The organism is Bradyrhizobium algeriense (assembly GCF_036924595.1).
Lineage (GTDB): Bacteria > Pseudomonadota > Alphaproteobacteria > Rhizobiales > Xanthobacteraceae > Bradyrhizobium > Bradyrhizobium algeriense.
Genome location: NZ_JAZHRV010000001.1, coordinates 4,648,356 through 4,670,439, shown reverse-complemented (window position 1 = coordinate 4,670,439; position 22,084 = coordinate 4,648,356). Strand labels below are relative to the sequence as shown.

At 63.4% G+C, this 22,084-nt stretch carries 22 protein-coding genes; 4 read left to right on the top strand and 18 right to left on the bottom strand.

Features of this window, described 5'->3' with window-relative positions:
• Positions 1-8: 8 nt before the first annotated feature.
• The 3 genes from V1286_RS22595 to V1286_RS22585 form a co-directional block, all read right to left on the bottom strand.
• The gene (locus tag V1286_RS22595) at positions 9-1,571 is read right to left on the bottom strand and encodes an SUMF1/EgtB/PvdO family nonheme iron enzyme (RefSeq protein ID WP_334489827.1); all 1,563 of its coding nucleotides are present in this window, start codon (positions 1,569-1,571) and stop codon (positions 9-11) included.
• Between the two features lie 241 nt (positions 1,572-1,812).
• Complete coding sequence (locus V1286_RS22590) at positions 1,813-2,502, bottom strand: hypothetical protein (RefSeq protein WP_334482814.1); 690 nt, start codon at positions 2,500-2,502, stop codon at positions 1,813-1,815.
• 125 nt (positions 2,503-2,627) lie between these two features.
• Positions 2,628-3,827 carry an amidohydrolase family protein gene (locus V1286_RS22585; RefSeq protein ID WP_108514624.1) on the bottom strand — a complete coding sequence of 400 codons (1,200 nt, stop codon included), beginning with the start codon at positions 3,825-3,827 and terminating at the stop codon, positions 2,628-2,630.
• Positions 3,828-3,972: 145 nt separating this feature from the next.
• Here V1286_RS22585 and V1286_RS22580 point away from each other — a divergent pair, with 145 nt between their 5' ends.
• Positions 3,973-4,746, top strand: coding sequence for a ferredoxin--NADP reductase (locus tag V1286_RS22580; protein ID WP_334482808.1), 774 nt, complete (start codon positions 3,973-3,975; stop codon positions 4,744-4,746).
• A 19-nt stretch (positions 4,747-4,765) separates the two neighbouring features.
• On the opposite strand, the gene soxA is transcribed toward V1286_RS22580, so the two are convergent.
• From soxA to V1286_RS22530, 10 genes are all read right to left on the bottom strand, one after another.
• Positions 4,766-5,539 (bottom strand): sulfur oxidation c-type cytochrome SoxA, encoded by a 774-nt coding sequence (soxA, locus tag V1286_RS22575; protein WP_334482806.1) that lies wholly within the window; start codon positions 5,537-5,539, stop codon positions 4,766-4,768.
• Entirely contained in the window at positions 5,536-5,856 is a 321-nt protein-coding gene (gene soxZ / locus V1286_RS22570) for a thiosulfate oxidation carrier complex protein SoxZ (RefSeq protein ID WP_334482803.1), read from the bottom strand. The genes soxA and soxZ overlap by 4 nt, the downstream gene beginning before the upstream one ends.
• Positions 5,856-6,335, bottom strand: coding sequence for a SoxY-related AACIE arm protein (locus V1286_RS22565; protein ID WP_334497956.1), 480 nt, complete (start codon positions 6,333-6,335; stop codon positions 5,856-5,858). Before V1286_RS22565 ends, soxZ begins: the two co-directional genes overlap by 1 nt.
• Before the next feature lie 9 nt (positions 6,336-6,344).
• Positions 6,345-6,782, bottom strand: coding sequence for a sulfur oxidation c-type cytochrome SoxX (gene soxX / locus V1286_RS22560; RefSeq protein WP_334482801.1), 438 nt, complete (start codon positions 6,780-6,782; stop codon positions 6,345-6,347).
• Between the two features lie 13 nt (positions 6,783-6,795).
• Positions 6,796-8,076 carry an FCSD flavin-binding domain-containing protein gene (locus V1286_RS22555; RefSeq protein ID WP_334482799.1) on the bottom strand — a complete coding sequence of 427 codons (1,281 nt, stop codon included), beginning with the start codon at positions 8,074-8,076 and terminating at the stop codon, positions 6,796-6,798.
• 11 nt (positions 8,077-8,087) lie between these two features.
• On the bottom strand, positions 8,088-8,381 hold the full coding sequence (locus V1286_RS22550; protein ID WP_334482796.1) for a c-type cytochrome: 294 nt from the start codon (positions 8,379-8,381) through the stop codon (positions 8,088-8,090).
• A 58-nt stretch (positions 8,382-8,439) separates the two neighbouring features.
• Entirely contained in the window at positions 8,440-10,626 is a 2,187-nt protein-coding gene (locus tag V1286_RS22545) for a xanthine dehydrogenase family protein molybdopterin-binding subunit (RefSeq protein WP_334482793.1), read from the bottom strand.
• A gap of 10 nt (positions 10,627-10,636) precedes the next feature.
• On the bottom strand, positions 10,637-11,086 hold the full coding sequence (locus V1286_RS22540; protein WP_334482790.1) for a (2Fe-2S)-binding protein: 450 nt from the start codon (positions 11,084-11,086) through the stop codon (positions 10,637-10,639).
• A gap of 361 nt (positions 11,087-11,447) precedes the next feature.
• On the bottom strand, positions 11,448-11,864 hold the full coding sequence (locus V1286_RS22535) for a type 2 periplasmic-binding domain-containing protein (RefSeq protein WP_334482788.1): 417 nt from the start codon (positions 11,862-11,864) through the stop codon (positions 11,448-11,450).
• Positions 11,865-11,912: 48 nt separating this feature from the next.
• Positions 11,913-13,310, bottom strand: coding sequence for an MFS transporter (locus V1286_RS22530; RefSeq protein ID WP_334482787.1), 1,398 nt, complete (start codon positions 13,308-13,310; stop codon positions 11,913-11,915).
• Positions 13,311-13,561: 251 nt separating this feature from the next.
• On the opposite strand from V1286_RS22530, the gene V1286_RS22525 reads away from it, so the two are divergent.
• From V1286_RS22525 to V1286_RS22515, 3 genes are read left to right on the top strand one after another with little or no spacing between them, the layout of a single operon-like run.
• The gene (locus V1286_RS22525) at positions 13,562-15,325 is read left to right on the top strand and encodes an ABC transporter permease (RefSeq protein WP_334482785.1); all 1,764 of its coding nucleotides are present in this window, start codon (positions 13,562-13,564) and stop codon (positions 15,323-15,325) included.
• Between the two features lie 23 nt (positions 15,326-15,348).
• Positions 15,349-16,383: an ABC transporter substrate-binding protein gene (locus V1286_RS22520; protein WP_334482782.1), complete on the top strand. Its 1,035-nt coding sequence runs from the start codon at positions 15,349-15,351 to the stop codon at positions 16,381-16,383.
• Positions 16,384-16,411: 28 nt separating this feature from the next.
• Complete coding sequence (locus tag V1286_RS22515) at positions 16,412-17,515, top strand: ABC transporter ATP-binding protein (protein WP_334482779.1); 1,104 nt, start codon at positions 16,412-16,414, stop codon at positions 17,513-17,515.
• Positions 17,516-17,520: 5 nt separating this feature from the next.
• Here the strand turns inward: V1286_RS22515 and V1286_RS22510 are convergent, their stop codons facing one another.
• Genes V1286_RS22510 through V1286_RS22490 form a run of 5 tightly spaced genes read right to left on the bottom strand, consistent with a single transcriptional unit; the run spans position 17,521 to position 21,996 of the window.
• The gene (locus tag V1286_RS22510) at positions 17,521-18,309 is read right to left on the bottom strand and encodes an ABC transporter ATP-binding protein (protein WP_334482776.1); all 789 of its coding nucleotides are present in this window, start codon (positions 18,307-18,309) and stop codon (positions 17,521-17,523) included.
• Complete coding sequence (locus V1286_RS22505; protein WP_334482774.1) at positions 18,297-19,352, bottom strand: dihydrodipicolinate synthase family protein; 1,056 nt, start codon at positions 19,350-19,352, stop codon at positions 18,297-18,299. Before V1286_RS22505 ends, V1286_RS22510 begins: the two co-directional genes overlap by 13 nt.
• An 11-nt stretch (positions 19,353-19,363) precedes the next feature.
• Positions 19,364-20,188 (bottom strand): GNAT family N-acetyltransferase, encoded by an 825-nt coding sequence (locus V1286_RS22500; RefSeq protein ID WP_334482771.1) that lies wholly within the window; start codon positions 20,186-20,188, stop codon positions 19,364-19,366.
• On the bottom strand, positions 20,175-21,212 hold the full coding sequence (locus V1286_RS22495) for an NAD-dependent epimerase/dehydratase family protein (protein ID WP_334482769.1): 1,038 nt from the start codon (positions 21,210-21,212) through the stop codon (positions 20,175-20,177). The genes V1286_RS22500 and V1286_RS22495 overlap by 14 nt, the downstream gene beginning before the upstream one ends.
• A gap of 13 nt (positions 21,213-21,225) precedes the next feature.
• The gene (locus tag V1286_RS22490; protein ID WP_334482766.1) at positions 21,226-21,996 is read right to left on the bottom strand and encodes an ABC transporter permease; all 771 of its coding nucleotides are present in this window, start codon (positions 21,994-21,996) and stop codon (positions 21,226-21,228) included.
• Positions 21,997-22,084 lie beyond the last annotated feature (88 nt).

Here is a 22,084-nt window from a genome sequence, read left to right as displayed (position 1 = left end):
CACGCTCCTTAGGGGGATAGTGCGACACGGAACCCGTGGGTGGGATATCGCACGTTGGTGTCATAGCTGCCGCGGCTTGACGTCCGAGCATAGTCTGAGTCTTTCCTCCATGAGCCGGAACGGATCACGTGCGAGGGACATGCATTCTCGACCCACGCTGATCCGTCCGCCGGAGCGCCTTGATAATTTCTGTGCCAGCAGTCTTCGACCCATTGATCGACGCCGCCGCCCATATCGAATAGCCCAAACGGATTTGGCTTCAGGCTGCCGACCTTGACCGGCTGATCGACGGCTGGAATGTCGCTGCAGTTCTTGCAATTGACCATGCCGGGCTGAAGCTGATCGCCCCACCAAAACTTGGTCTGCGTGCCGCCGCGCGCTGCATATTCCCATTCGGCTTCGCTCGGCAGCCGATACGGCTTGCGGGTGGTTTCCGCAAGCCACGCGACATATTGCTTGGCGTCGCTCCAACTCACGTTTGCAACCGGCGCATCGTCCTTTCCGCTCGCCGTGAATCCGCATGCCTTTGCAGCGGCGCATGCGTTCCACTCCCGCACGGAGACGGGAAATTTCCCCATCGCAAACGGCTTGACCGTCACCTGACGGACCGGCTTTTCCGAAGGATCTTCGTTGCTGCCCATCGTGAAGCTGCCACCCCTAAGTGAAACCATCTCGGGCTCTCGAACCGAGGCGGCTGCCTGCGTCGTCGGTGGGGTCTGGGGAGCGGCGGGAGATGCCGACGGCGCTGGCGGCGCCGCCTGTTGTTGAGCTGGCGCAACGGAAGGCGAGGGTTGCGGCGTCGCTCGTTGTTTTGCGGCAGGCGCAGGCGCCTTCGGCGCTTCCGCCGGAGATGAAACAGGAGCCGACGCCTGTTCTGTCGCCTTGCGAGGCTGCCCCAGCATGTACCAGAGAGTGCCGCCCGCAATGATCAGTAATGCAAGAACGAGCAGAAGGGCCAGGATCCTTTCGCGTCGCCTCCGATTCTCGTGCAGTGCGGCTGGGTCGGGAAGCACGCGATAGACCCGCACCGGGTCGGTGATGTTCTTGACATGGCGATCACCGAGCGACTCGTATCCGCAAACCAGCTTGTGCTTTATCTGCTCGTAGATGCCGCCGGAGATATAGACTTCGCCGGGCTGGGCTATGCCTTCAAGCCGCGTGGCGATATTGACGCCGTCGCCGTAAACGTCGTCGGTTTCGATGATGACATCGCCAAGATTGACGCCAATTCGATACTCGATCCAATGATGCTTCGGCAGTGCCGCGTTGCGTCCCACCAGATTTTGTTGAATCACGATGCTGCAGCGGACGGCTTCGACAGGACTATCGAAAATCGCGATGAACCCGTCGCCGGTGGTTTTAACGAGTCTGCCGTGATGTTCCAGGATGCTGGGTTCGATGAGATCGCGCTCGATGCGCTTGACACGGTTGTGCGTGCCTTCTTCGTCGATCTGCATCAGGCGGCTGTAGCCGGAGATATCGCCTGCCACGATGGCCGCAAGGCGGCGCGGCATTGGTTCGCGCGGTGGCGCGCCAAATCGACCTGACTTGATGTCACGAATCTGGGCCATGGCTCGGATTGTTCCAAGAGCTGTAAATGACAGCGTGAGGCAAACAATCTTTCCAGCGGCCAATAGGGTAGCATATTGAGGGTATGTCGCAAGCGAGCGCGCGACGGCCACGAATGCGTGGAACCGTCACTGATAGCGGTCGGACTGATTTCGACCAACCACCGGTATGTATCGATCGGATACTGTGGCACGCTTACCCGCATCGAACGAGCGGGTTTCATTCAACGCTAGCGTGCGTAGCTCAATCCCGTCCCGGCCATTTGGCGCGATAGCGGATTTCGCTGCCGTCGCCGTTGGCTCGCCATGGTCCAAGCTCCGAAGCGTGCGGCGCCTTGGCCGACAGGCCGATGAGGTAAAGCCGGTCGGGCTGGTCTTTGACCTTGATCTCCAATTGCCGGTGCGCGGTGCGGAACGCCAGTTCGACGTCGCCCGCGATCACCGGCCTGTCGCCGTCGCTACGGAACTGGTTGAAGCGGGGCTCACCCGGCATGCGGTTAATGTCGGTCTGCAGTTCGATCGCCATCTCACGGGCGGAGTTCGGCAATGCGGCTCCGGCGGGCAGGCGCACCTCGAAGACGAGAAGCGGATTGGCTGCATTCGGATTAAGCCAGGGCGTCGCCGTCGTGACGGCGTAAACATAGTAGGACGTGCCGGCTGCGATGCAGAGCGCGACGACAACGGCAAGTGCCTTCAGGCTGTTACGGAGAAGTGTGCCGGTATTTTCTCCGCCGCGCAGCCGCGTCGCCAGCGCCGTGCCGAGGACGAGACCCGCGATCGCGCCAAGCGGCGCGAGCACCAGCAGCGCCAGAATACCCGACGTGATGGGGTCGGCGCGGTTTCCGAAGCCGACCAGCTCCAGGATCAGCAGTGTGGCGATAAAGCCTGCGACCGCACCGACGACCCCGCCGGCGACTTGCAGCGAATTCTTCACGTATCCCTCGATGACCAGAGCCAATAGACTGCCATTAAGGCAGCCCGGTTTTGTCGGGGCTGGCCGGCAATTCGTTCATCACTTTCGAGGCTTAACGTAACTTTTTCAGATACGCCCTGTGCACATCAATGCCCGATGATAATCTCCGGCACCTTTCCGGCCGGCGGCGTATTGCGGCTGCGCTGGGTGCGGACGATGCCGTCGATGATGGTCATGCCGATGCCGGGGAGGTCGCCGAGCTGAACGCTCTCGAGAATATTCTTGCCGGGCGAATGCTGCGCCTTGTCCATCAGGACGAAATCTGCGGAACGTCCGACTTCGATGATGCCGCAATCCAGCTCCCGCATGCGCGCGGTGTTGCCGGTCGCAAGGCAGAAGGCGAGTTCGGCGGGCAGGTCGCCAAGCGAGGACAGCATCGACACCATCCGCAAGATGCCGAGCGGCTGCACGCCGGAGCCGGCCGGTGCGTCCGTGCCGAGAATGACGCGATGCAGGTCACCCATCTCGCGCGCGATGCGCAGCGTGAACAGCGCTGAGCGCTCGTTGCCGTTGTGAACCAGCTCCAGCCCGCGCTTGCAGCCCTCGCAGATGCAGCGGATCTGGTCGTCGGGCAGGGCCGTGTGGCCACCATTGATATGGCCGACTACGTCGGTGTCGGCCTCTAGCACCACGTCCTTGTCGATCAGGCCGGAGCCGGGAATTGACGGCCCGCCGGTGTGGATCGTGCTCTGGATACCGTATTTGCGCGCCCAGCCGACCATTTTGCGCGCGGTCGGGCCGTCCTTGACGCCGCCCAGGCCCACCTCGCCGAGCAGCTTGACGCCGGCCGCGGCCAACTCCTTGAAGTCGTCTTCCACCATCTCGCATTCGATGACCGGCGCGCCGGCATGAACCTTCACGCCGCCTGGGCGCAGCGTCCAGAATGCGCGCTGCGCAAAAATCGCCATCGCCTTCAGGCCCACGACATCGCGGGGACGGCCGGGCATGTGCACCTCGCCCGCCGAGATCATGGTGGTGACGCCGCCATGGAGATAGCTGTCGATCCAGTTGGTCTGATTCTGCCGCGGCGTCCAGTCGCCGGCGACGGGATGAACGTGGCTGTCGATCAGGCCGGGCGCGACGGTGGTGCCGTTGGCATCGACCACGGTGGTGGCGCCCTCGGTGTTGACGTCCTTGAAGCGGCCGATCGCGGTGATCTTGCCGTTCTCGGCTACGATCGTGTCGCCGTCCAGGATCGGCTTCTCCAGGGCCCCCGACAGCAGCAGCCCGATATTGCGGATCACCAGCTTGCCCGGGCCGGTCGCCTGGGGTGCATCGTGGGCCATGGTTTTTCCTTTTGGTTCAATGCCTTCGCCGGACATTCTGCCCGGCTTGACGATCGGATCAAGCTGGATTATTCATTCGTATACGAATGATCGTATACAAATGATTTGAGCATCGCAATCGGCCTCCAGCGACGGGATCGGCAAGATGAGCAATTTCAACCAGGAAAGCGTGCTAAGCGTCCATCACTGGACCGACACGCTATTCAGCTTCACCACCACGCGCGATCCCTCGTTTCGTTTCAGAAACGGCGAGTTCACCATGATCGGGCTGAAGGTCGGCGAGAAGCCACTGCTCCGCGCCTACTCGGTCGCCAGCGCCAATTACGAGGACCGGCTCGAATTCTTCTCCATCAAGGTGCCGGACGGCCCGCTGACCTCACGCCTCCAGCACTTAAAGCAGGGCGACGAGATCATCGTCAGCCGCAAGGCCACCGGCACGCTGGTCATCGACAACCTCGAAGACGGCCGCAACCTCTATTTGATCGGCACCGGCACGGGCTTGGCCCCGTTCCTTTCCGTGATCAAGGATCCCGAGACCTATGAGCGCTTCGAGAAGGTGGTGCTGCTGCACGGCTGCCGCCGCGTCGCCGAACTCGCCTATGGCGAGATGATCACCGAAAAGCTGCCGAACGACGAACTGATCGGCGAATACGTCCGCAACCAGCTGGTCTATTACCCGACCGTGACGCGCGACCCCTTCCGCAACCGCGGCCGTATCACCGATCTCATCAACTCGGCCAAGCTGTTCGCTGACATAGGCCTCGCCTCGCTCGATCCCGCGCATGACCGCGTCATGATCTGCGGCAGCCCGGCGCTGGTGACGGATACGCGTGCGCTGTTGACGGGCAGGGGCTTCGTCGAAGGCAATCACGGCGAGGCCGCGCAGTTCGTGGTCGAGAAGGCGTTCGCGGAGCGCTAAGCGCTGACCGCTAGCAAAGTTACGGTCGCACCGCCGGCGTTTCCATCGGCATGCCCCGCGCGCGCGACATCAAGTACAATTCCAACTCGACCAGTTCCGGTGCGCCGTAATCATAGGCCTGCGCCCGGATGCCGGTGATGCAGGCGCGCAGGCGCCGCTGCAGCGATCCCAGCGACTGCCATTCCAGCCGGTAGAGCGGGTAGCCGGTCGGGTGTCCTTGCGTGATTGCGGAACCCGCGAGCCGCTTGTCCCAGTTATCGTCATGGCAATTGGCGCAGCCGAGATTGAGCTGGCCCTGCCGCTGCATGTAGAGCTCGCGTCCTTTGGCTATGAACGGCGCGAGCTGTGGGTCGGTGCCGGTTTCGATTCGCACGCCTTGCGACTGCCGTGCGATGAAGGCCGTGAGCGCCAGCAGCTCGCGGCTCTCGAAAGGCAACGGCGTCGCCTGCTGCTGGCTGGTGCGGCACGAATTGATGCGCTGCTCCAGATCGACAGGGCGACCGGTTGCCTTGTCGAGGGCTGGATAGCGGGCGGCCACGCCCTTCATGCTGGTGCGGGCATCGTCGTGGCAGTCGGCGCAGGCCTTGTTGGCGGTGCCTGGCTTGCGCTTCCAAAGCGCCTCGCCGTCGAGCACCCAGAGCATGCCGGGATTGGCGGTATCCTCGTCCTGCATCGCTTTGGTGTCCGGCTTCATGAAGCCGTAGCCGGAGCGGCGGTCGGCTTGCGGGATTTCGGCGGCGGCAACGGCGCCCGCCATCAATAGGGCGGCGGCTATGGGGCCGACACGCCTCATTCGACGGATATCGAGGCAGAAGCGGTTTCGGAAAACCCCTGGTCGCCGGTCCATTCGAACTCGAACTTGCCGCTCTCCGTCGCGGTGGTGAAGAAGGTAATGAAGGGGTTGGCGGCGATTGCCGGAAACAGGTCGGTGCGGAAAATCTCGTTGCCGTTGAAGCGGCACGTAAAGCCCGTGATGATGTTGCGCGGCACGACTTCGCCTGAAGCTTTATGGCGATAGCCGGTTTCCATGATGTGCGACATCAGCGTCTTGATCTCGATAATGTCGCCGCGTTTGGCTTTCGCTGGAACGTTGATCAGTGCCGAGGTCATCAGATCACCTCCTCGGTGCAGGCCGCCAGCGTCACCACGACGTCAACGCTGGCCGACCAGAACGACCCGTCCGAGAGCTTTGCGATCGCCACGATCTTCTGGCTGTCGGCGAGACGGATGCGGGTCGAAACCTGCGCGCGGCCGTTATGCGGACTGAGATGGAAATTGGCGATGTTCGGCTGCGGATTCTTTTCGTTGAAGACATGGATGCTCCGGACATGATCCTCCGGGGCCATCGGGTGCGCGACGGTGACCGTCATCGGTACGGTGTTGCCGTTCTCGACCAGCGGCGGGATGTCGAGCTTGACCTTGCCGGACTGCACCGCCGCGCCGCCGGTGACGTTCTGGATCGCCGACGCCAGCATCGCGGGCGTCGCCTCGGCGGGACGGACAATCACGACGGGGAGCGCGCCGAGCACGGCCGCGCCACCGGCGAGGCCGAGGAACTGGCGGCGTGATGAATTTGGCAGTTGCTGCATCATTGCTTCCTATTCGCGCAAGCTTACGAGATACGCCACGATATCCTCGATCTGTTCGGCCGACAGGATCGGCTTGCCGCGCCACAGCGTCCCGACGCGATCGAGGCCGTCCACGCGGTAATAGGACGGCATGATGGTCGCGGCATTGAGACGGGACGCGTCCACCAGCCGGAGCCGAAGCTGACCCTCGGACGCGCGGCTGCCGGAACCGGAAAGATCAGGCGCCAGGTCGCCCTGGAATTTCCGTTCGGGAAATGGGCCGCTGTGGCAGAGGATGCAAGTGCTGGAACGTTCGATGACGAGGGCCCGTCCGCGCGCTGCATCGCCGGCCGCGCCCGTAAGTGAAAGCGGAATGGCATCGCCGACGACAGCGTAGCTGCGAAGTTCCTGCGCGGCAGTACCGCCGGGCAGGGCAAGGAGCGCTCCAGCGAGGATCGGAGCCGTCATGCGATGCGTGCGTCTAGCCAAAGACTTCCGCCGTTACGGTCGAAAACCAGGATTGCGCATAGTCGGCCTCGCGCGCGCGGAACTCGCGTGGCGCATCCGCCGGGCTGACGCCGCCGGCGCCCTCGACGTCGGCCAGCAGCCCGTTCTTCGGCTGGTAGACGCCGGCGATCGAGATGCCATAGTCCGGGGCCGCCAGGCTGTAGCAGGTATTGATCAGCTTTGGCGTGGCGGGCGATCCGCCTGATAGCAGCGTGGCAATCGCGCGAGCGCAGGCCTTGGCCTGCGCATTGGCCGAGAATGCGGATTTAGGCATGCCGCCGGCGAGGCAGGCATCGCCAATGACATGGATGTTCGGCGCCGATTTGGACTCGAAGGTAACGGGATCGATCGCGCACCAGCCGGTGTTATCGGTCGCGCCGGCGATTGTGGCGATGCGGCCGGCCCGCTGCGGCGGAATGACGTTGGCCACCTGGGCGGTGTGGTTGCCGAAATCGGTGATCAGGGTATTGGTCGCTGGATCCACCGCGTTCACCTTGCCGCCCTGCGACAGCGATACCCATTCTATCATTCCCGGATAGAGCTCCTTCCAGGCATTCTGGAACAGACGCTGTTTGGAAAAGGTGTCCTTGGCGTCGAGGATGAGCAGTTTCGAGCGCGGCTTTTTGCTCTTCAAATAATGCGCAATCAAACAGGCGCGCTCATAAGGCCCCGGCGGACAGCGGAAGGGATTGGCGGGAGCTGCGATCACCACCAGGCCGCCATCGTCCATGGCCTCGAGCTGCTTGCGCAGCAACAGCGTTTGTTCGCCGGCTTTCCAGGCATGCGGCATCTTCGCGGTGGCGGCTTCGTCATAACCCTGCAGCGCGTCGAAACGCAGATCGACGCCGGGAGACAGCACCAGCCGGTCATAGGTGAGCGAGGTACCGTCGGCGAGCCCGACGGTCCGGGCCGCTGCATTGACGGCCGTTGCCGCCTGCGCCACCACGGTCAAGCCGCTGGCGGCGATCTTGTCATAGCCGAATTGCTGCGCCTCGAGTGAACGCAGTCCGGCAATGACATTGTTGCTGAACGGGCAGGCGGTGAAGGTCCGGTTCGGCTCGACCAGCGTGACCTGTAATTCCGGCTCAATCTGTTTCAGCGCCCGCGCACAGCTCGCGCCGCCAAAGCCGCCGCCGATCACGACCACGCGTGCCGTCGATTGCGCGAACGTCGGCGGCGGAAACGCCGCCGTCGCTGCGGCGCCCGCACCGACGCGGCAGAACTCCCGGCGGCTGATGCGATGCGTGATCTTCATGCCGGCAGCCCTTATTTCTGTGCCGCGAGCCACGCCGCAATCGCGCGCGACTCCTCGTCGGTAAAACCCTTGGCGATCCGGTTCATGACCGTGGCGGGAAGCGAGCCGTCGCGAAATTTGGTCATCGCCGTTGCGATATCGCCGGCGTCGCGGCCATACAGCCGCGAAATCGACGAGGCGGTTGCTCCCGTGGAATGGCAGCCGGAGCAGGACGCCGCGCCGGGCGGCGGATCGGAAGCCGCAAGCAACGGCTGGCTCCACGCCGCGACCGTGGCAAGCGCGATGGCGACACGCAACGCGTTCATCAGCAATCTCTCGATGGGAAAACGGCGGCCCCGGGGGCGAGGCCGCCGTCCGTTATTGTCAGGCGAACGTGATGTTCTGGTCCCGCAGCGGCACCGAACGGATGCGTTTGCCGGTGGCCGCGAAATAGGCGTTGAGCACCGCGGGTGCAGCGACACCGATGGTCGGCTCGCCGACGCCGCCCCAGAAGCCGCCGCTCGGCACCATCACGCATTCCACCTTCGGCATCTCCGCAATCCGCATCGAGTTGTAGGTGTCGAAGTTGGTTTGCTCGATCTTGCCGTCCTTCACCGTGCAGCCGCCATAGAACAGGGCGGACAGGCCATAGACAAAGGAGCCCGCGATCTGCCGCTCGACCTGCGCCGGGTTGACGACGTAGCCCGGATCGGTCGAGGCGACGATGCGATGCACCTTGATCTTGCTGCCTTCGGTGACGGAGATTTCGGCGGCGCCCGCGACATAGCTGCCATAGCCCATCACCTGCGCAATCCCGCGATAGACGCCTTGCGGCGCGGGCTTGCCCCAGCCGATCTTCTCGGCCACAGCGTTGAGCACGGCAAGGTGCTTCGGATGCTTGCTCATCAGCTTGCGACGGAATTCCACCGGATCCTGGCCGACCGACTGCGCCAGCTCATCCATGAAGCATTCCATATAGATCGCGTTCTGGTTCACGTTCACGCCGCGCCAGAAGCCGGGCGGGACGTGGGGATTGCGCATGGAATGCTCAACCAGCAGATTCGGCACGGAGTAGCCGATCGCCGCGTCGCCGGAAGGACTCAGGCCCTGGAACGCGGCCGTATCCATGCCGTTTACCAGCGCCGCCGGACGCACCGTGTACAGGATCGATTGACCGGACAATCTGACGTGCAGCGCAGTGAGATTGTTGTCGGCATCGAAGGCCCCGGTCATTTTGCATTGCGTGACCGGATGAAACTTGCCTTGCGCCATGTCCTCTTCGCGCGACCACAGCAGCTTGACGGGTGTGCCCGGCATCTGCTTGGCGATCAGAACTGCCTGCCGGACGTAATCGGTCATGCCGCGCCGGCCAAAGCCACCGCCGAGGATGAGCTTGTGCACCTCGCACTTTTCGGCCGGCAACCCCGACGCTTCCAGCGTGGCGGCAAATGCCGCTTCGCCGTTCTGCGTACCGCACCAGACCTCGCATTTGTCCGGCGTATAGAGCGCCGTGGCGTTCATCGGCTCCATGGTCGCATGGTTCTGGTAGGGATAGTTGTAGACCGCCTCGACCTTCTTGACGGCGCCGGCAATCGCGGCCTTGGCGTCGCCGTTCTGGTTGCCGATATAGGCCGGCTGGGAATTATCGAGGCCTTCGGCCAGCCATTTGGCGATCGACTCGCTGGAGACTTTGGCGTTCTCGCCTTCGTCCCAGACGATAGGTAGCGCATCGAGCGCGGTCTTGGCGTGCCACCAGGTATCGGCAACGACGGCGACACTGCTGTCGCTGACGCGCACGACCTTCTTGACGCCCTTCATGCCCATGACTTTGGCTTCGTCGTAGCTCTTCAGCTTGCCGCCGAAGACGGGACAATCCTTGATCGCGGCGTTGAGCATGCCCGGCAGCTTGACGTCGGCACCATAGATCATCGCACCCGTCGTCTTGTCGACGGTGTCGAGCCGCTTCACGCCCTTGCCAATGATCTTCCAGTCCTTCGGATCCTTCAGCTTCACCTCGGCCGGCGGCTCGAGCTTCGCGGCGGCTTCAACCACCTTGCCGTAGGTCGTGGTCTTGCCGGACGGCGTGTGGGTGATGACGCTGTTGGCCGCGGTGCAGTCCGAGGCCGGCACCTTCCACTCGTTGGCGGCGGCCTGCAGCAGCATCATCCGCGCGGTGGCGCCGCCCTTACGGACATAGTCCTGGCTGGAGCGGATGCCGCGGCTGCCGCCGGTCGAGAAGTCGCCCCAGGCGCGCTTGCGTGCGACACTTTGACCCGGCGTCGGATATTCGGTGACGACCTTCGACCAGTCGCATTCGAGTTCTTCGGCGACGAGCTGAGCGAGGCCGGTGAGGGAGCCCTGTCCCATCTCCGAGCGGGCGATGCGAATCACGGTGGTATCGTCGGGGCGGATCACCACCCAGACATTGACTTCGGGCGAGCCGTCGGCGGCGCGAACCACGGTCGGTCCGCCGAAGGGAATATCGAGGCCGATCGCGAGGCCGGCGCCGGCGGCAGCCGTGCCGATCACAAAGCCGCGGCGAGTGAGTTTGGGCATGACGTGCTTGTTCATGGTGTCCCCCTCAAGCGTTCGCGGCGGCGTGGATCGCCTCGCGGACCTGTTGGAAGGTCCCGCATCGGCAGATATTGGTGATGGCCTCGTTGATGTCCTCGTCGGTCGGCTTCGGCTTCTCCTTGAGAAGGGCGGCAACCGCCATGATCATGCCGCTCTGGCAATAGCCGCATTGCGGCACGTCGTTCGCCACCCAGGCCTGCTGCACTTTGTGCAGGGCGCCGTTGCTGGCGAGCCCTTCTATCGTGGTGATCTGCTTTCCGGCTGCTTCGCTGACCGTCATGCCGCAGGAGCGCATCGCGACTCCATCTACATGCACGGTGCAGGCACCGCATAGTGCGATGCCGCACCCGTATTTGGTGCCGGTCAGTCCAACATTTTCCCTGATCGCCCAAAGCAGTGGCGTGTCGTCTTCGACGTCCACATTGATTGTTTTGCCGTTAATTGTGAGGTTTGCCATCGCGTATCCCCTGTTCGTCTGACCCATCGGTCGAGACCCGGCGCAATCTGGCCTGCAACCTGGAATCGTTCAAATCAAGAAAATGCGTGGTTACGGTAGGGAAGAAAGCCGATCCGCCGGTGTTGCGTGTGCCCGTCGCATGGCTGTCATGTCCATTCTGCATCCACGGCCAGACGCGCATTGATGCTGCCATCGACCAGTTTCGGCATCGTGTCCGCGAAACTGATCGATGCGGCCTTGGCGCCGATGCTTAGGAATACTTCGGTTGAGATCCTGTCATAGGTGCGAATGGAAAGCTCCGCGAGGTCGGGCGGTGACGTCAGCGCCGTCTTCGACCAAATGCCTGAGGGCGGCCAGGGCGTCAGATAAGCAGCCGCAGGCCTTTCTTCTGCAGCGCCGCCGCAAGATGCGGCCGCGCGATGTCGGCAAGGCGCTTGGCATCGGCGGTCGACGTCACCAGAAACGGCAGCGAGGGTAGCGCAAAGATCGGGTCTTCGGCCTCGAGCGCGCCGGCGAACGCATCGCCGGCCTGCACCCGGCCTTCCGCAATCGCGGCGAGCATGCCGGCCGATTTGATGCCGGCCTTGGCATCGAAGCTCGGCCTGATCTCGAGTTTGCCTGCGCTGGATTCGGCGACGTATTTTGTGAAGGCCGTCAGGCCAACGCCCGGCATCGCGTGTTGCGGGTATTCCGTTGGCATGTCCCAGACGGTCTGGGCTTGAAGGGCGGCCGGAAACAGCAAGAGGCACGCGCCGGCCAGCATACTGAGAAGTCGCAACTCGTCCTCCAAACCCATCGCGTCGGCCCGATCGCCGGGCGATGACGGTCATGTACTATGCGGAGCACCCACGGCCAAACGCAGGAAACTCATCACGCTGCCGAGCGCAGCAAACCTGGCGCCGAGTGCCAATGCAAGCGTCGCGCCATCATGGCCGGCGAGGGCAAAGCACAGGGCCGCGAGCGCAGCGCCCAGGGTTTGTCCGGTCAGGCGTGCGGTGGCGACAATGCCGCTCGCGCTTCCACTGCGGTGTGGCGGCGCGCTCGACATCAGTGCCCGCAGATTGGGCGTTTGGAAGAATCCGAATCCGATCCCGCAAATCACGGTGCGCCAGACGATGTTGGCAATGCCGGGATCCGGTGGCAGCGTTGCGAGCAGCGCCATGCCAATGCCGAGCAGCACCAGCCCGATGCCGCCGAGGATGCCGACGGGATAGCGGTCCGACAGCCGGCCTCCGATCGGCGCCATGATCGCCACCACCAGCGGCCAGGGCGTCATGAAGAAGCCGGTCTCAACCTGGGACCGGTGCAGCACGTCCTCGAAGTAGAAGGGCAGCGAGACGAAGGCCAATCCCTGTACCGCGAACGTACAGACCGAAGTGGCCGCCGACAGCGCGAACATAGGTCGTCGAAACAGATCAATCGGCAACATCGGTGCCGGATGGTTCGCATCTCTGCGGGTCATCATCCATCCGAGCAGCAATGCAGCGCCAAGCTCCAGTCCGACCAGGGCGGGATGGGCCTGATGCGCCGCGCTGCCGATGCCGATAATGAAGAGCCCGAGGCAGCTTGCGGTCAGCGCCGCGCTCGCAAAATCGAACGCGTGCTTCGCGCGCGGTGTTTTCGGCAAGGTCTTCAGGCCGATCCAGATCGCGATCACGCCGAAGGGGATGTTGATGGCAAACAGCCACGGCCATGTTCCGATCGCAAGGATTGCGGAGGCAATGGTCGGCCCGAACGTGAACGCCGTTCCGACCACCAGCGCGTTGTGGCCGAAGCCGCGGCCGAGCATATGGGTCGGGTAGACGAAGCGGACCAGCGCCGCATTTACGCTCATGATGCCGCTGGCGCCTAACCCCTGCAGCGCGCGTGCCGCCGTCAGGCTGGGCAGCGACCACGCGAAGGCGCAACCGAGCGAGGCCAGCGTGAACAGCAATAGGCCGCCGAGATAGACCCGCCGATGGCCGACGATTTCGCCGAGCGCGCCGAGCGGCAGCAGCGTCGCAACCAGGGCGATCTGATAGATGTTGACCACCCAGACCACGTCGGCCGGGCTGACATGGAGGTCGGCCGCGATGGCGGGAAGGGCCACGTTGGCGATCGCCGTATCCAGCGAGGCCATCGCCAGCGCGGTAAAGATCGCCGCGACCGCCCAACGCCGGAGTTCCGGGGGCAGGCCGTCGATTGGCGCGGGGGCGGGCGGCTTTGCGGTCGTATCCAGTGACATCAGGTCGGGCTCTCCACGCCGCGGGGCGGTCGCGCCCGCTGCGGCGTGTACTACGGACGCGGCACAAGCCACAGGCACACCGCTGCATGATGCGTATGCGAAGGGATGGCGGATCTGAAAAAAGGTCCTCCGCGCCATATCCGCGCGCCGACTTTCGGATACCTTTCCGCGCGCCGCGCGATCGACTAGGCTTCCCGCGCATCGCGACCGCAATTCCATAAAAAGACGGTCGGCGGCGAGGGGAAAACGCGTTGAACGGACAGACGAGCCGGCGCAGCGAAGTCATGCATAGCGCCAGTGAGGGGCAACGCGCGTGGGCCGGCTTGTGGGTCACGCTCCTGCTGGCGATCCTCGGCTTTCTGGTTATCTATCCGATCCTGATGCTGCTGCTCGGCGCGCTCACCGACACCAATCCGGTGGTCGAGGGCATCTCGCTCGGTCACCTCTCGGTCATCAACTTCCTCACCGTGCTTGCGAACCCGAATGTCGCGGAGGCGTTGGCGAATACGTTGATCGGTTGCGGCGGCGGCACCCTGATCGCGGTTGTGATCGGATTGTTGTTTTCCTGGATCGTCGTTCGCACCAATACGCCGTTCAAGGGCGTTATCGCGGCAGCGAGCATCCTGCCGTTGTTCGCGCCGCCGCTGGTCGCGGGCGTCGCATGGGCGATCCTCGGTTCGCCAAAGACCGGCCTGATCAACACCATGTTCAAATGGATCGGGCTCGACTGGCGTGTCGATTTCTATTCGATGTGGGGCCTGGTGTTCGTGTTCGGCATCTACTACGCGCCCTATGTCTACATGTTCACCGCTTCGGCGCTGCGCAACATGGACCCCAGCCTGGAAGAGGCCGCCGAGATTTCCGGCGCCAGCGCGTTTGCGACACTGTTCACGGTGACCTTTCCGCTGATCATGCCGGCGATCGTCTCGGGAATGCTGCTGTCGTTCATCGTCATGCTCGGCATCTACGGCATCCCCGCGGTGCTGGGCGCGCCGACCAACCTTGCCGTGCTGACCACCTACATATTCAAGCTCACCAACTGGTCGCCGCCGCTCTACAATACAGCCGCCGCGGTTGCGATCATTTTGATGGTCGTCACCGGCCTGCTCGTGTTCCTGCAGCAGAAAGTGCTGAGCGGCCGCAGCTACACCACCGTCGCCGGCAAGGCATTCCGTCCGCGCAGCCTGGATCTCGGGCGCTGGCGCTGGTTCACCTTCGGCCTCGGCATCGTCTATCTCCTGGTCGTGGTGGTGCTGCCGTCGCTTGCGCTGATCGTCGCCGCGTTCCGCAAGTTCATGTTCATCCGCGACGTCGCCAGCCTGTTCGATGCCAGGCAGTATTCCCTGATGCATTTTCACAGCATCTTCGACAATCCGCTGACTATGCGCTCGATCTATAACTCGGTCGAGGTCGGCATCATCACCGCCGTGGCCGGCGGCGCGCTCGCCTTCGCCATCGGCTACACCATTCACCGCACCCAGGTGACGGGCCGGCGCTGGATCGACGTGATATCGACCCTGCCGGTCGCGATTCCCGGCCTCGTGGTCGGCGTCGCCTATCTCTGGGCATGGATCGGCATTCCGGGCGGGCTCTACGGCACGATCTGGATCCTGGCGCTGGCGTTCATCGCGCGCTTCATGCCGGACACGGTCAAGGCGTTGTCGACCTCATTCCTGCAGATTCATCGCGAGCTCGAGGAAGCCGCCTGGGTCTGCGGCAAGGGCATGCTCGGCACCATCAGGACGATCGTGCTGCCGCTGGCGCGGCCGGGCGTGGTCGCCTCGATGACGCTGTTGTTCGTGCTGGCGATCCGCGAACTCGGCTCGTCGCTGTTCCTCTACACCAGCAACACCATGGTGATGTCGGTGCTGTTGCTCGACTATTACGAAGGCGGAAACCTTGGAAAGACCGCCGCGTTCAGCCTGGTGCAAACCGTTCTGCTCGGCGTTCTCATCGGCGGCGCCAACTGGCTGTCGCGCGGTGCGGCGCAGGGCAGTGTCGCCCGAACCGGATAACAAGACGAAGGGGAGGATTGGCTATGACTGGAAGGATTTTCACCAGCCTTGCCGCAATCGCCGGCATCGCCGGGCTTGCGCTGACTTGGAGCGCTGCGGCAGAGGCGCAGGAGTTCGGCTCGCCCGAATTGATTGCCGCCGCGAAGGCCGAGGGCAAGCTGGTGTTCTACACCGCGAATTTCGCCGAAGTGGAACAGCAGGTCATCAAGGCGTTCAACAAGCGCTTCCCCGAGATCAAGGTCGAGATGGTACGCGCGCCGGGCGGACAGCTCATCACGCGCGTGAAGACCGAGGCCGCGGCCGGCAAATTGATCGCCGACGTGGTCGATCACTCGGACCGCGCGCTGATGCAGCCGATGGCGGACATGTTCCAGGATTACGCACCACCGAACGCGGCCGACTACAATCCCGACGCGCAGATCGCGCCCCAGCTCTGGCCGCGCGCTACGCTGGTATGGTCGATCGCCTACAACACCGAACTGGTCAAGAACCCGCCCAAGACCTGGATGGACCTCACCAAGCCCGAATACAACAAATTGACCGGGCAGGTGATTGCGCCATCAGGCGGCACCACATGGACGCGGGTGATGTTCGAACGGCAAGTGCTCGGCGAAGATTATTGGGCCAAGCAGGCGGCAACCCGTCCGGTGCTGTATCCATCGGGCGCGCCGATGTCGGATTCGCTGGTTCGCGGCGAAATCGCCATGGGGCCTTTGCTCTACAACGCGATCTATCCAAAGCAGAAGGACGGCGCGCCGATCCAGATCTTCTTTCCGCCGGAAGGCGCGCCGGTCAATCCTTATGCCACGGGCATTCCGAAGACGGCCGCGCATCCCAATGCTGCAAAACTGTTTCTGAACTGGTGCCTGTCGAAGGAGGGGCAGACGTTCATGATCAAGGAACTCGGCAACCTCACATCGCTGAAGGTGCCGCCGGCCTATCCGGAAGGCTTTGATCCCAAAGTCGTCAAGGTGTGGTTTCCCAAATTCGACGAGTATGTGAAGCTCCACACGGCCTGGGTGGCCGAGTGGAATAAGACCTACGGTTACGGGCAATGATCGTCGCATCAGGGAAATCATCGAACCGATGACGGCAACCCTCGAAGTCACCGACCTGCGCAAGCAGTTTTCGATCGGCCGGCCGGCGATCGATGGCGTCAGTTTTGCCGTGCCGGCCGGCGAGATCGTGGTTCTGCTCGGCCCCTCCGGCTGCGGCAAGACCACGACGCTGCGCTGTGTTGCGGGACTGGAGCATCCGACATCGGGCGAGATCAGCATCGCCGGCAAGGTCGTATCGTCGCCCGAACGCGGCATTCTGGTTCCGCCGCGTTTGCGCGAGCTCGGCATGGTGTTTCAGTCCTATGCAGTATGGCCGCATATGACGGTGCGGCAGAACGTGGTCTATCCGCTCAAGCACCGAAAACTTTCGCGGAGCAATGCCCGCCGCAAGGTCGACGAGGCGCTCGAACTGGTCGGGCTGTCGGAATATGCCGAACGGCCGGTGGTCGCATTATCAGGCGGCCAGATGCAGCGCGTGGCGCTGGCGCGCAGCATCGTCTACCGGCCGCAATTGCTGCTGCTCGACGAGCCCTTGTCGAACCTCGATGCCAAGCTGCGCCTGCGGCTGCGCGACGATCTTCGCGTGATCCTCAAGCAGACGGGAATGACCGCGCTGTATGTCACCCATGACCAGGCCGAAGCCGTCGTGCTGGGCGACCGCATTGGCGTGATGCGCGACGGCAAGTTGCTGCAGATGGATACGCCTGACGCGATCTATAACCGTCCAGCGGACTTGTTCGTCGCCAATTTCACCGGCGCGACCAACGAACTGGCGGGTACGCTGGTGTCGCGCAACGGCGCGTTCGGCACGGTCGATTTTGGCGAGGGACGACGGGGCGAGGTGGCTTTGCTGCATGCACTCGGCCCAGATGAGAAGGTGCGTATCGCGCTGCGACCGGAAAACATCACCATCGGCCAGCATAACGGCGCCAATATTTTTCCCGCCCGCGTCCTCGACCGCCGTTATCAGGGCACGCAGACGGCCTATGGCATCGAGCTGTTCGGCCGGCGGCTGGAGGTGGTTGAACTCGGCACCGCGGCCCGGCATCAGGTGGGCGTCGAGACCCAGGTTTCACTGCCGAAGGAGAGTTGCTGGGCCTATCGCGATACCGGACCTGTGGCGTATGAGTAACGGGCTCAAGCGCTAGGGCTCAATCCCAGGCTCGCATAAATCCGTCGCGCATAGGCGCCGAATTCATCCGTGGTCTTGATCGGCAACGCGCGCGGGAACGGCAGCTCGATCGGGAAATATTCCGCCATCCGCGCCGGGCCTGCGGTGAGCACGGCGCAATGCGAGGCGAGGAATACGGCTTCCTGGATCGAGTGCGTCACGAACAGGATGGTCTTGCCGCTCTCGCGCCAGATCCGCAGCATTTCGAGGTTCATCTGTTCGCGGGTGAGCGCGTCGAGCGCACCGAACGGCTCGTCCATCAGGATCAGTTTTGGGTCATGGATGAAAGCGCGCGCAATCGCTGTGCGCTGCTGCATGCCGCCGGACAATTGTTGCGGGTATTTGTCCTCGTAGCCGGCGAGGCCGACCAGGTTGAGCAGATCGCGGGCGCGGGCCCGCGCGGCCTTCATGGGCAGGCCGACGATCTCGGCCGGCAGCAGCACGTTGTCCAAGATGGTGCGCCATTTCAGCAGCAGCGCCTGCTGGAACACCATGCCAATGTCGCGGGCCGGGTCGAACGGAGTCTTCGAATTGCCGATCTTGATCGTGCCGCCGTCGGCGTCATGCAGCCCGGCCAGGATCTTCAGCACGGTGGTCTTGCCGCAGCCGGAGGGGCCGACCAGCGAAACCAGCTCGCCTTCCTGCACGTCCATGGTGACGTCGGAGACGGCGAGGAACTCCGCGCCCTTGGAACGATAGACCTTGCGGACGTTCTGCAGGCTGATGAAAGGCTCGTCGGCGCTCATGCCAGCCATTTCTGCAAATTGTCTTTTACGAAGGCGTCGTCGGAGAGATCGGCATGCTCGCGGCAGACGCGGTCGATCTCCTGCATCTGGCCCGGGCTAAGCCCCTCCTCGGGATCGAGACACCAGAGGCCCTGCATCAATCCTTGCCGCCGCAGGATTTCATGGCAACCGGCGATGCAGCCGTGAAAATTGTTGGCGACGTCGAAGAACGCGCTGTTGCAATCGGTGACGCGGGCATCGAGCGCCAGCAGGTCCGCCGGCACGCTGTCCTTGCCGCGCGCCGCCTTGCACATCTCGAACTGCTTGATTGCACTCGCGGTCCACACCGACCAGTGCCCGAGCAAGCCGCCCTTGAAATAGGCGCGGGTGGTGACGCCCTTGTCGCGCAGGTCGAAGGGCAGCGTGAGGTCGAGCAGGATGTGATCGTCATTGCCGGTATAGAGCGCAACACGGTCAAGCGCGCCGGCGGCCGTCACGCCGCGCAGCACGTCGAGCGTCCGGTAGCGGTTGAAGGGCGCGATCTTGATGGCGATGACATTGTCGATGGAAGCGAAGCGGCGCCAGAAATCAGCGCTGAGGATGACGCCGCCGACGGCCGGCTGCAGGTAGAACCCGACCAGCGGAATCTCGCGGGCCACTGCCTCGCAATGCGCGATGATCGCGTCCTCGGATGCCGATTTCATCGCGGCAAGGCTGAGCAGCCCCGCGTGATAGCCGATGCCAACAGCGGTTTGCGCCTCGGTGATGGCCTGCTGGGTCGGGCCGGCGAGGCCTGCAACCATTGCGACCGGCCGCTTGGTCCATGAGGCCGCGGTCTCGGCCGCCAGCTCCAGCACCGGCCGATACAGGCCGACGTCGCGGATGGCAAACTGCGTGGTGTGGACGCCGACAGCCAATCCTCCGGCGCCGGCATCGAGATAATAGCGCGTCAAGGCGAGTTGATGCCGGACGTCGAGTGCGCGGTTGGCATCGAGCGCGAGCGGATGCGCCGGCAACACAGTGCCGTCGGCGATCAACTTTCGAACGTCGGCTTTGATTTCGCTATGATGCATCGCTGCTATTCCTATCCAAATTCCGGTCCCGCGACGGCGAACGGCAATTCCGCCGACAGCATGGTGGCGCGGCCGAAGCGCATGCGTTGAAACGGCCGTTCGATGTTCCAGCCCGAGCGGACGAGGCCATCCAGAAATTCGTCCTGGGAGTGAGCGGCATCGATCAGCCATGGGCCGGCCTCGGAGCTAACGATGGCATCTATCAACGCCAGCGCTTGATCGGTCCGATCGGCCAGCAGTGGCCCGATATGCCGCGCGGTGCGTCCATCCCGGATCAGGGCCATCGCCTGGGTACGGGACACAACGCAGGAGCCAGACCGCACGGCGAATTCCGACAGCAATGTGCTGCGGTCGAATCCCATGGCGCTGGCATCACGCACTATCAATGCCTCGAGGTCGCCGGCCGAAAGCTGCTCTGTCGCTTTGGCTTCGCGGGGCCTTGCCAGCCGCAGCCGCCGCAATTGCAGCGTCGGGGTGAAGCCGAGGGGACCGTAGACGGCGGCACCGGCCGGCGTCGCGTCCAGCCAGGCCGTCAGGCCGCGCCGTTTCGCCACATCGAGGCAGGCATCGACGAGCCTCGTCGCAATGCCGCGGCGGCGAAAGTCCGCGGTCACCAGCACCATGCTGATCCAGGCATTGCCCGCCGAGTAGGGCAGCAGCGCCGCGGTTGCGACTAGCCGCGCGCCGTTGCGCATACCGAACACAACGCCCTTGCTCAGGAAAAACCGCCAATCGGCCTCGTTCTGGTTCCAGCCCGCTTCGGTCGACAGCGCCAGCCCGGCCTGTGCGTCGCCGACACCGAGCTCGACGATGTCGAGTGGCTCAATAGCGGCCATCGCGCACCTCGTATTTGGTGGGCTTGCCGAGGCTCGGCATCGATCGCGATACCCAGTCGGCGGTCCAACTGATGAGTTGCTCGGTATCGACGATCGGCAGGCCGAACAGTTTTACGGCCTGTGACGTATCGGTGAGCCAGGCCGTGGGCTCTTCGTTGCCGACAATGATGGGAGCGCGGCCAAAGCGTTGGCCGAACTTCGCGGCAAGATCGCGCACGGCAAGTATTTCATGGCCGCTGACATTGATCGGCGAGGTCGGCGTATCGCAATGCGCCAGACACCGCAGCGCCTGTGCGGACGCGTCGCCCTGCCAGATGAAATTGACATGGCCGAGGCTGACGTCGATCGGCTTGCCCTGCAGCACCTTGCTGGCGATATCGTGCAGCACGCCGTAGCGCATGTCGATAGCGTAGTTCAGCCGGAACAACCGTCCGGGCGTCGAATACTTCTTCGAGAAATACTCGAACATGCGCTCACGCCCGACGCAGGATTGCGCGTACTCGCCGGGCGGATTGGGCGCCATGTCCTCGTCCGAGCCCTTGCCGCTGACTGGCACGAACGGATAGACGCAGCCGGTGGAGAACGCGACGATGCGCGAACTCGCAAAGGCTTGCGCGACCAGAGCGGGGACGTGCGAATTCATCGCCCAGGTCAGCGAGAGATCGCCCTCGGCGCCGAATTTTCGCCCGGCCATGAAGACGATATTCGGAACCTTCGGCAGTAACTTGATCGCGGCCTCGTCGAGCAGATCGCAATTGATTGTCTCGACGCCGCGCGCCTGCAGCCACTCCTTGACGGCGGGATCGCTGAAGCGGGCGACACCGATCACGCGACGATCCGGCACTGCGGCTTTCGCGAGACCCGCCAGCGTCGGCCCCATCTTGCCGGCGACACCCAAAACCATAATGTCGCCGTCGACCTTGCGGAGATCATCAATCAGTGCCTGGCTCGGGCGGCACAGCAGTTTGTCAAGCGCGGCGATATCGGCAATCGTTGCGGGCAGGGTGTCGCGCGTCAGCAGCATGTTTCTTCCTTTGTTACTGCAGCCGGATGTCACGGACGACGAACATCCGCTCCAGGCCGAGCACGAGCCCGTACAGCGCCACGCCCAGCAATGTCAGAAGCACGACAGCCATTACCATCGCGGGCGTATCGAGCGAGGACTGCACCTGGATCATGAGATAGCCGAGCCCGCGCTCGGAGGCGATGAATTCGCCGACGATCGCACCGGCCACCGCCAGGATCGCGCCGACCTTCATTCCCGAAAACACGTAAGGCAGCGCCCCCGGTAACTGGATCTTCCGGAACAGCGTCCACCGCGAGCCGCGCAGCGATTTCACGAGATCAAGCAAATCGGGCTCGACCTCGCTCAAGCCGCGCGCGGTCGTGAGCAAAATCGGAAAGAAGCAGATCGAAAACGCGATCAGGATGTTCGGGAATATCCCGTAGGAGAACCATACGATGAACAGGGGACCGAGCGCCACTTTCGGAATCATGTTCAACGTCACGAACAGCGGCAGCAGCAACAGGCTGATCAGCGGCGACCAGGTGAACATCACGGCCAGCATGATGCCGACCAGCGCACCAAGGCAGAACCCGCCGAGAATTTCGATGGCCGTCACCGCGAGGTTGGAAAGCCACGCATAGCTGGGCGAGCCGAGCGTCGCGACGGTCGCGAGCGGCGAGGGCAGGATGAATTTCGGCACCTGGAAGGCGTCGACCAATACCTGCCACAACACGATCACAGCCAGATGCACGATCAGGATGATCGCGAAAGACCGTGCCGATCCGCCGTCACCGCTGAACACCGTGCACTCCCTTTAGACGCGCAGCCGGTTCCCGGCCGCGTGGCGGCAATCTATCGCGGCCTTTCCCGGTAATCAACCATCTGGTTGA

Coding starts and splice junctions, on each gene's coding strand:
- V1286_RS22545 (WP_334482793.1), bottom strand. CDS start 10,626: ATGAACAAGCACGTCATGCCCAAACTCACTCGCCGCGGCTTTGTGATC.
- V1286_RS22595 (WP_334489827.1), bottom strand. CDS start 1,571: ATGGCCCAGATTCGTGACATCAAGTCAGGTCGATTTGGCGCGCCACCG.
- V1286_RS22495 (WP_334482769.1), bottom strand. CDS start 21,212: ATGCTGCTGACGCGCGACACCCTGCCCGCAACGATTGCCGATATCGCC.
- V1286_RS22540 (WP_334482790.1), bottom strand. CDS start 11,086: ATGGCAAACCTCACAATTAACGGCAAAACAATCAATGTGGACGTCGAA.
- soxZ (WP_334482803.1), bottom strand. CDS start 5,856: ATGACCTCGGCACTGATCAACGTTCCAGCGAAAGCCAAACGCGGCGAC.
- V1286_RS22505 (WP_334482774.1), bottom strand. CDS start 19,352: ATGCATCATAGCGAAATCAAAGCCGACGTTCGAAAGTTGATCGCCGAC.
- V1286_RS22565 (WP_334497956.1), bottom strand. CDS start 6,335: ATGCAGCAACTGCCAAATTCATCACGCCGCCAGTTCCTCGGCCTCGCC.
- V1286_RS22585 (WP_108514624.1), bottom strand. CDS start 3,827: ATGGCCCACGATGCACCCCAGGCGACCGGCCCGGGCAAGCTGGTGATC.
- V1286_RS22555 (WP_334482799.1), bottom strand. CDS start 8,076: ATGAAGATCACGCATCGCATCAGCCGCCGGGAGTTCTGCCGCGTCGGT.
- V1286_RS22530 (WP_334482787.1), bottom strand. CDS start 13,310: ATGTCACTGGATACGACCGCAAAGCCGCCCGCCCCCGCGCCAATCGAC.
- soxX (WP_334482801.1), bottom strand. CDS start 6,782: ATGACGGCTCCGATCCTCGCTGGAGCGCTCCTTGCCCTGCCCGGCGGT.
- V1286_RS22520 (WP_334482782.1), top strand. CDS start 15,349: ATGACTGGAAGGATTTTCACCAGCCTTGCCGCAATCGCCGGCATCGCC.
- soxA (WP_334482806.1), bottom strand. CDS start 5,539: ATGAGGCGTGTCGGCCCCATAGCCGCCGCCCTATTGATGGCGGGCGCC.
- V1286_RS22500 (WP_334482771.1), bottom strand. CDS start 20,188: ATGGCCGCTATTGAGCCACTCGACATCGTCGAGCTCGGTGTCGGCGAC.
- V1286_RS22580 (WP_334482808.1), top strand. CDS start 3,973: ATGAGCAATTTCAACCAGGAAAGCGTGCTAAGCGTCCATCACTGGACC.
- V1286_RS22515 (WP_334482779.1), top strand. CDS start 16,412: ATGACGGCAACCCTCGAAGTCACCGACCTGCGCAAGCAGTTTTCGATC.
- V1286_RS22550 (WP_334482796.1), bottom strand. CDS start 8,381: ATGAACGCGTTGCGTGTCGCCATCGCGCTTGCCACGGTCGCGGCGTGG.
- V1286_RS22510 (WP_334482776.1), bottom strand. CDS start 18,309: ATGGCTGGCATGAGCGCCGACGAGCCTTTCATCAGCCTGCAGAACGTC.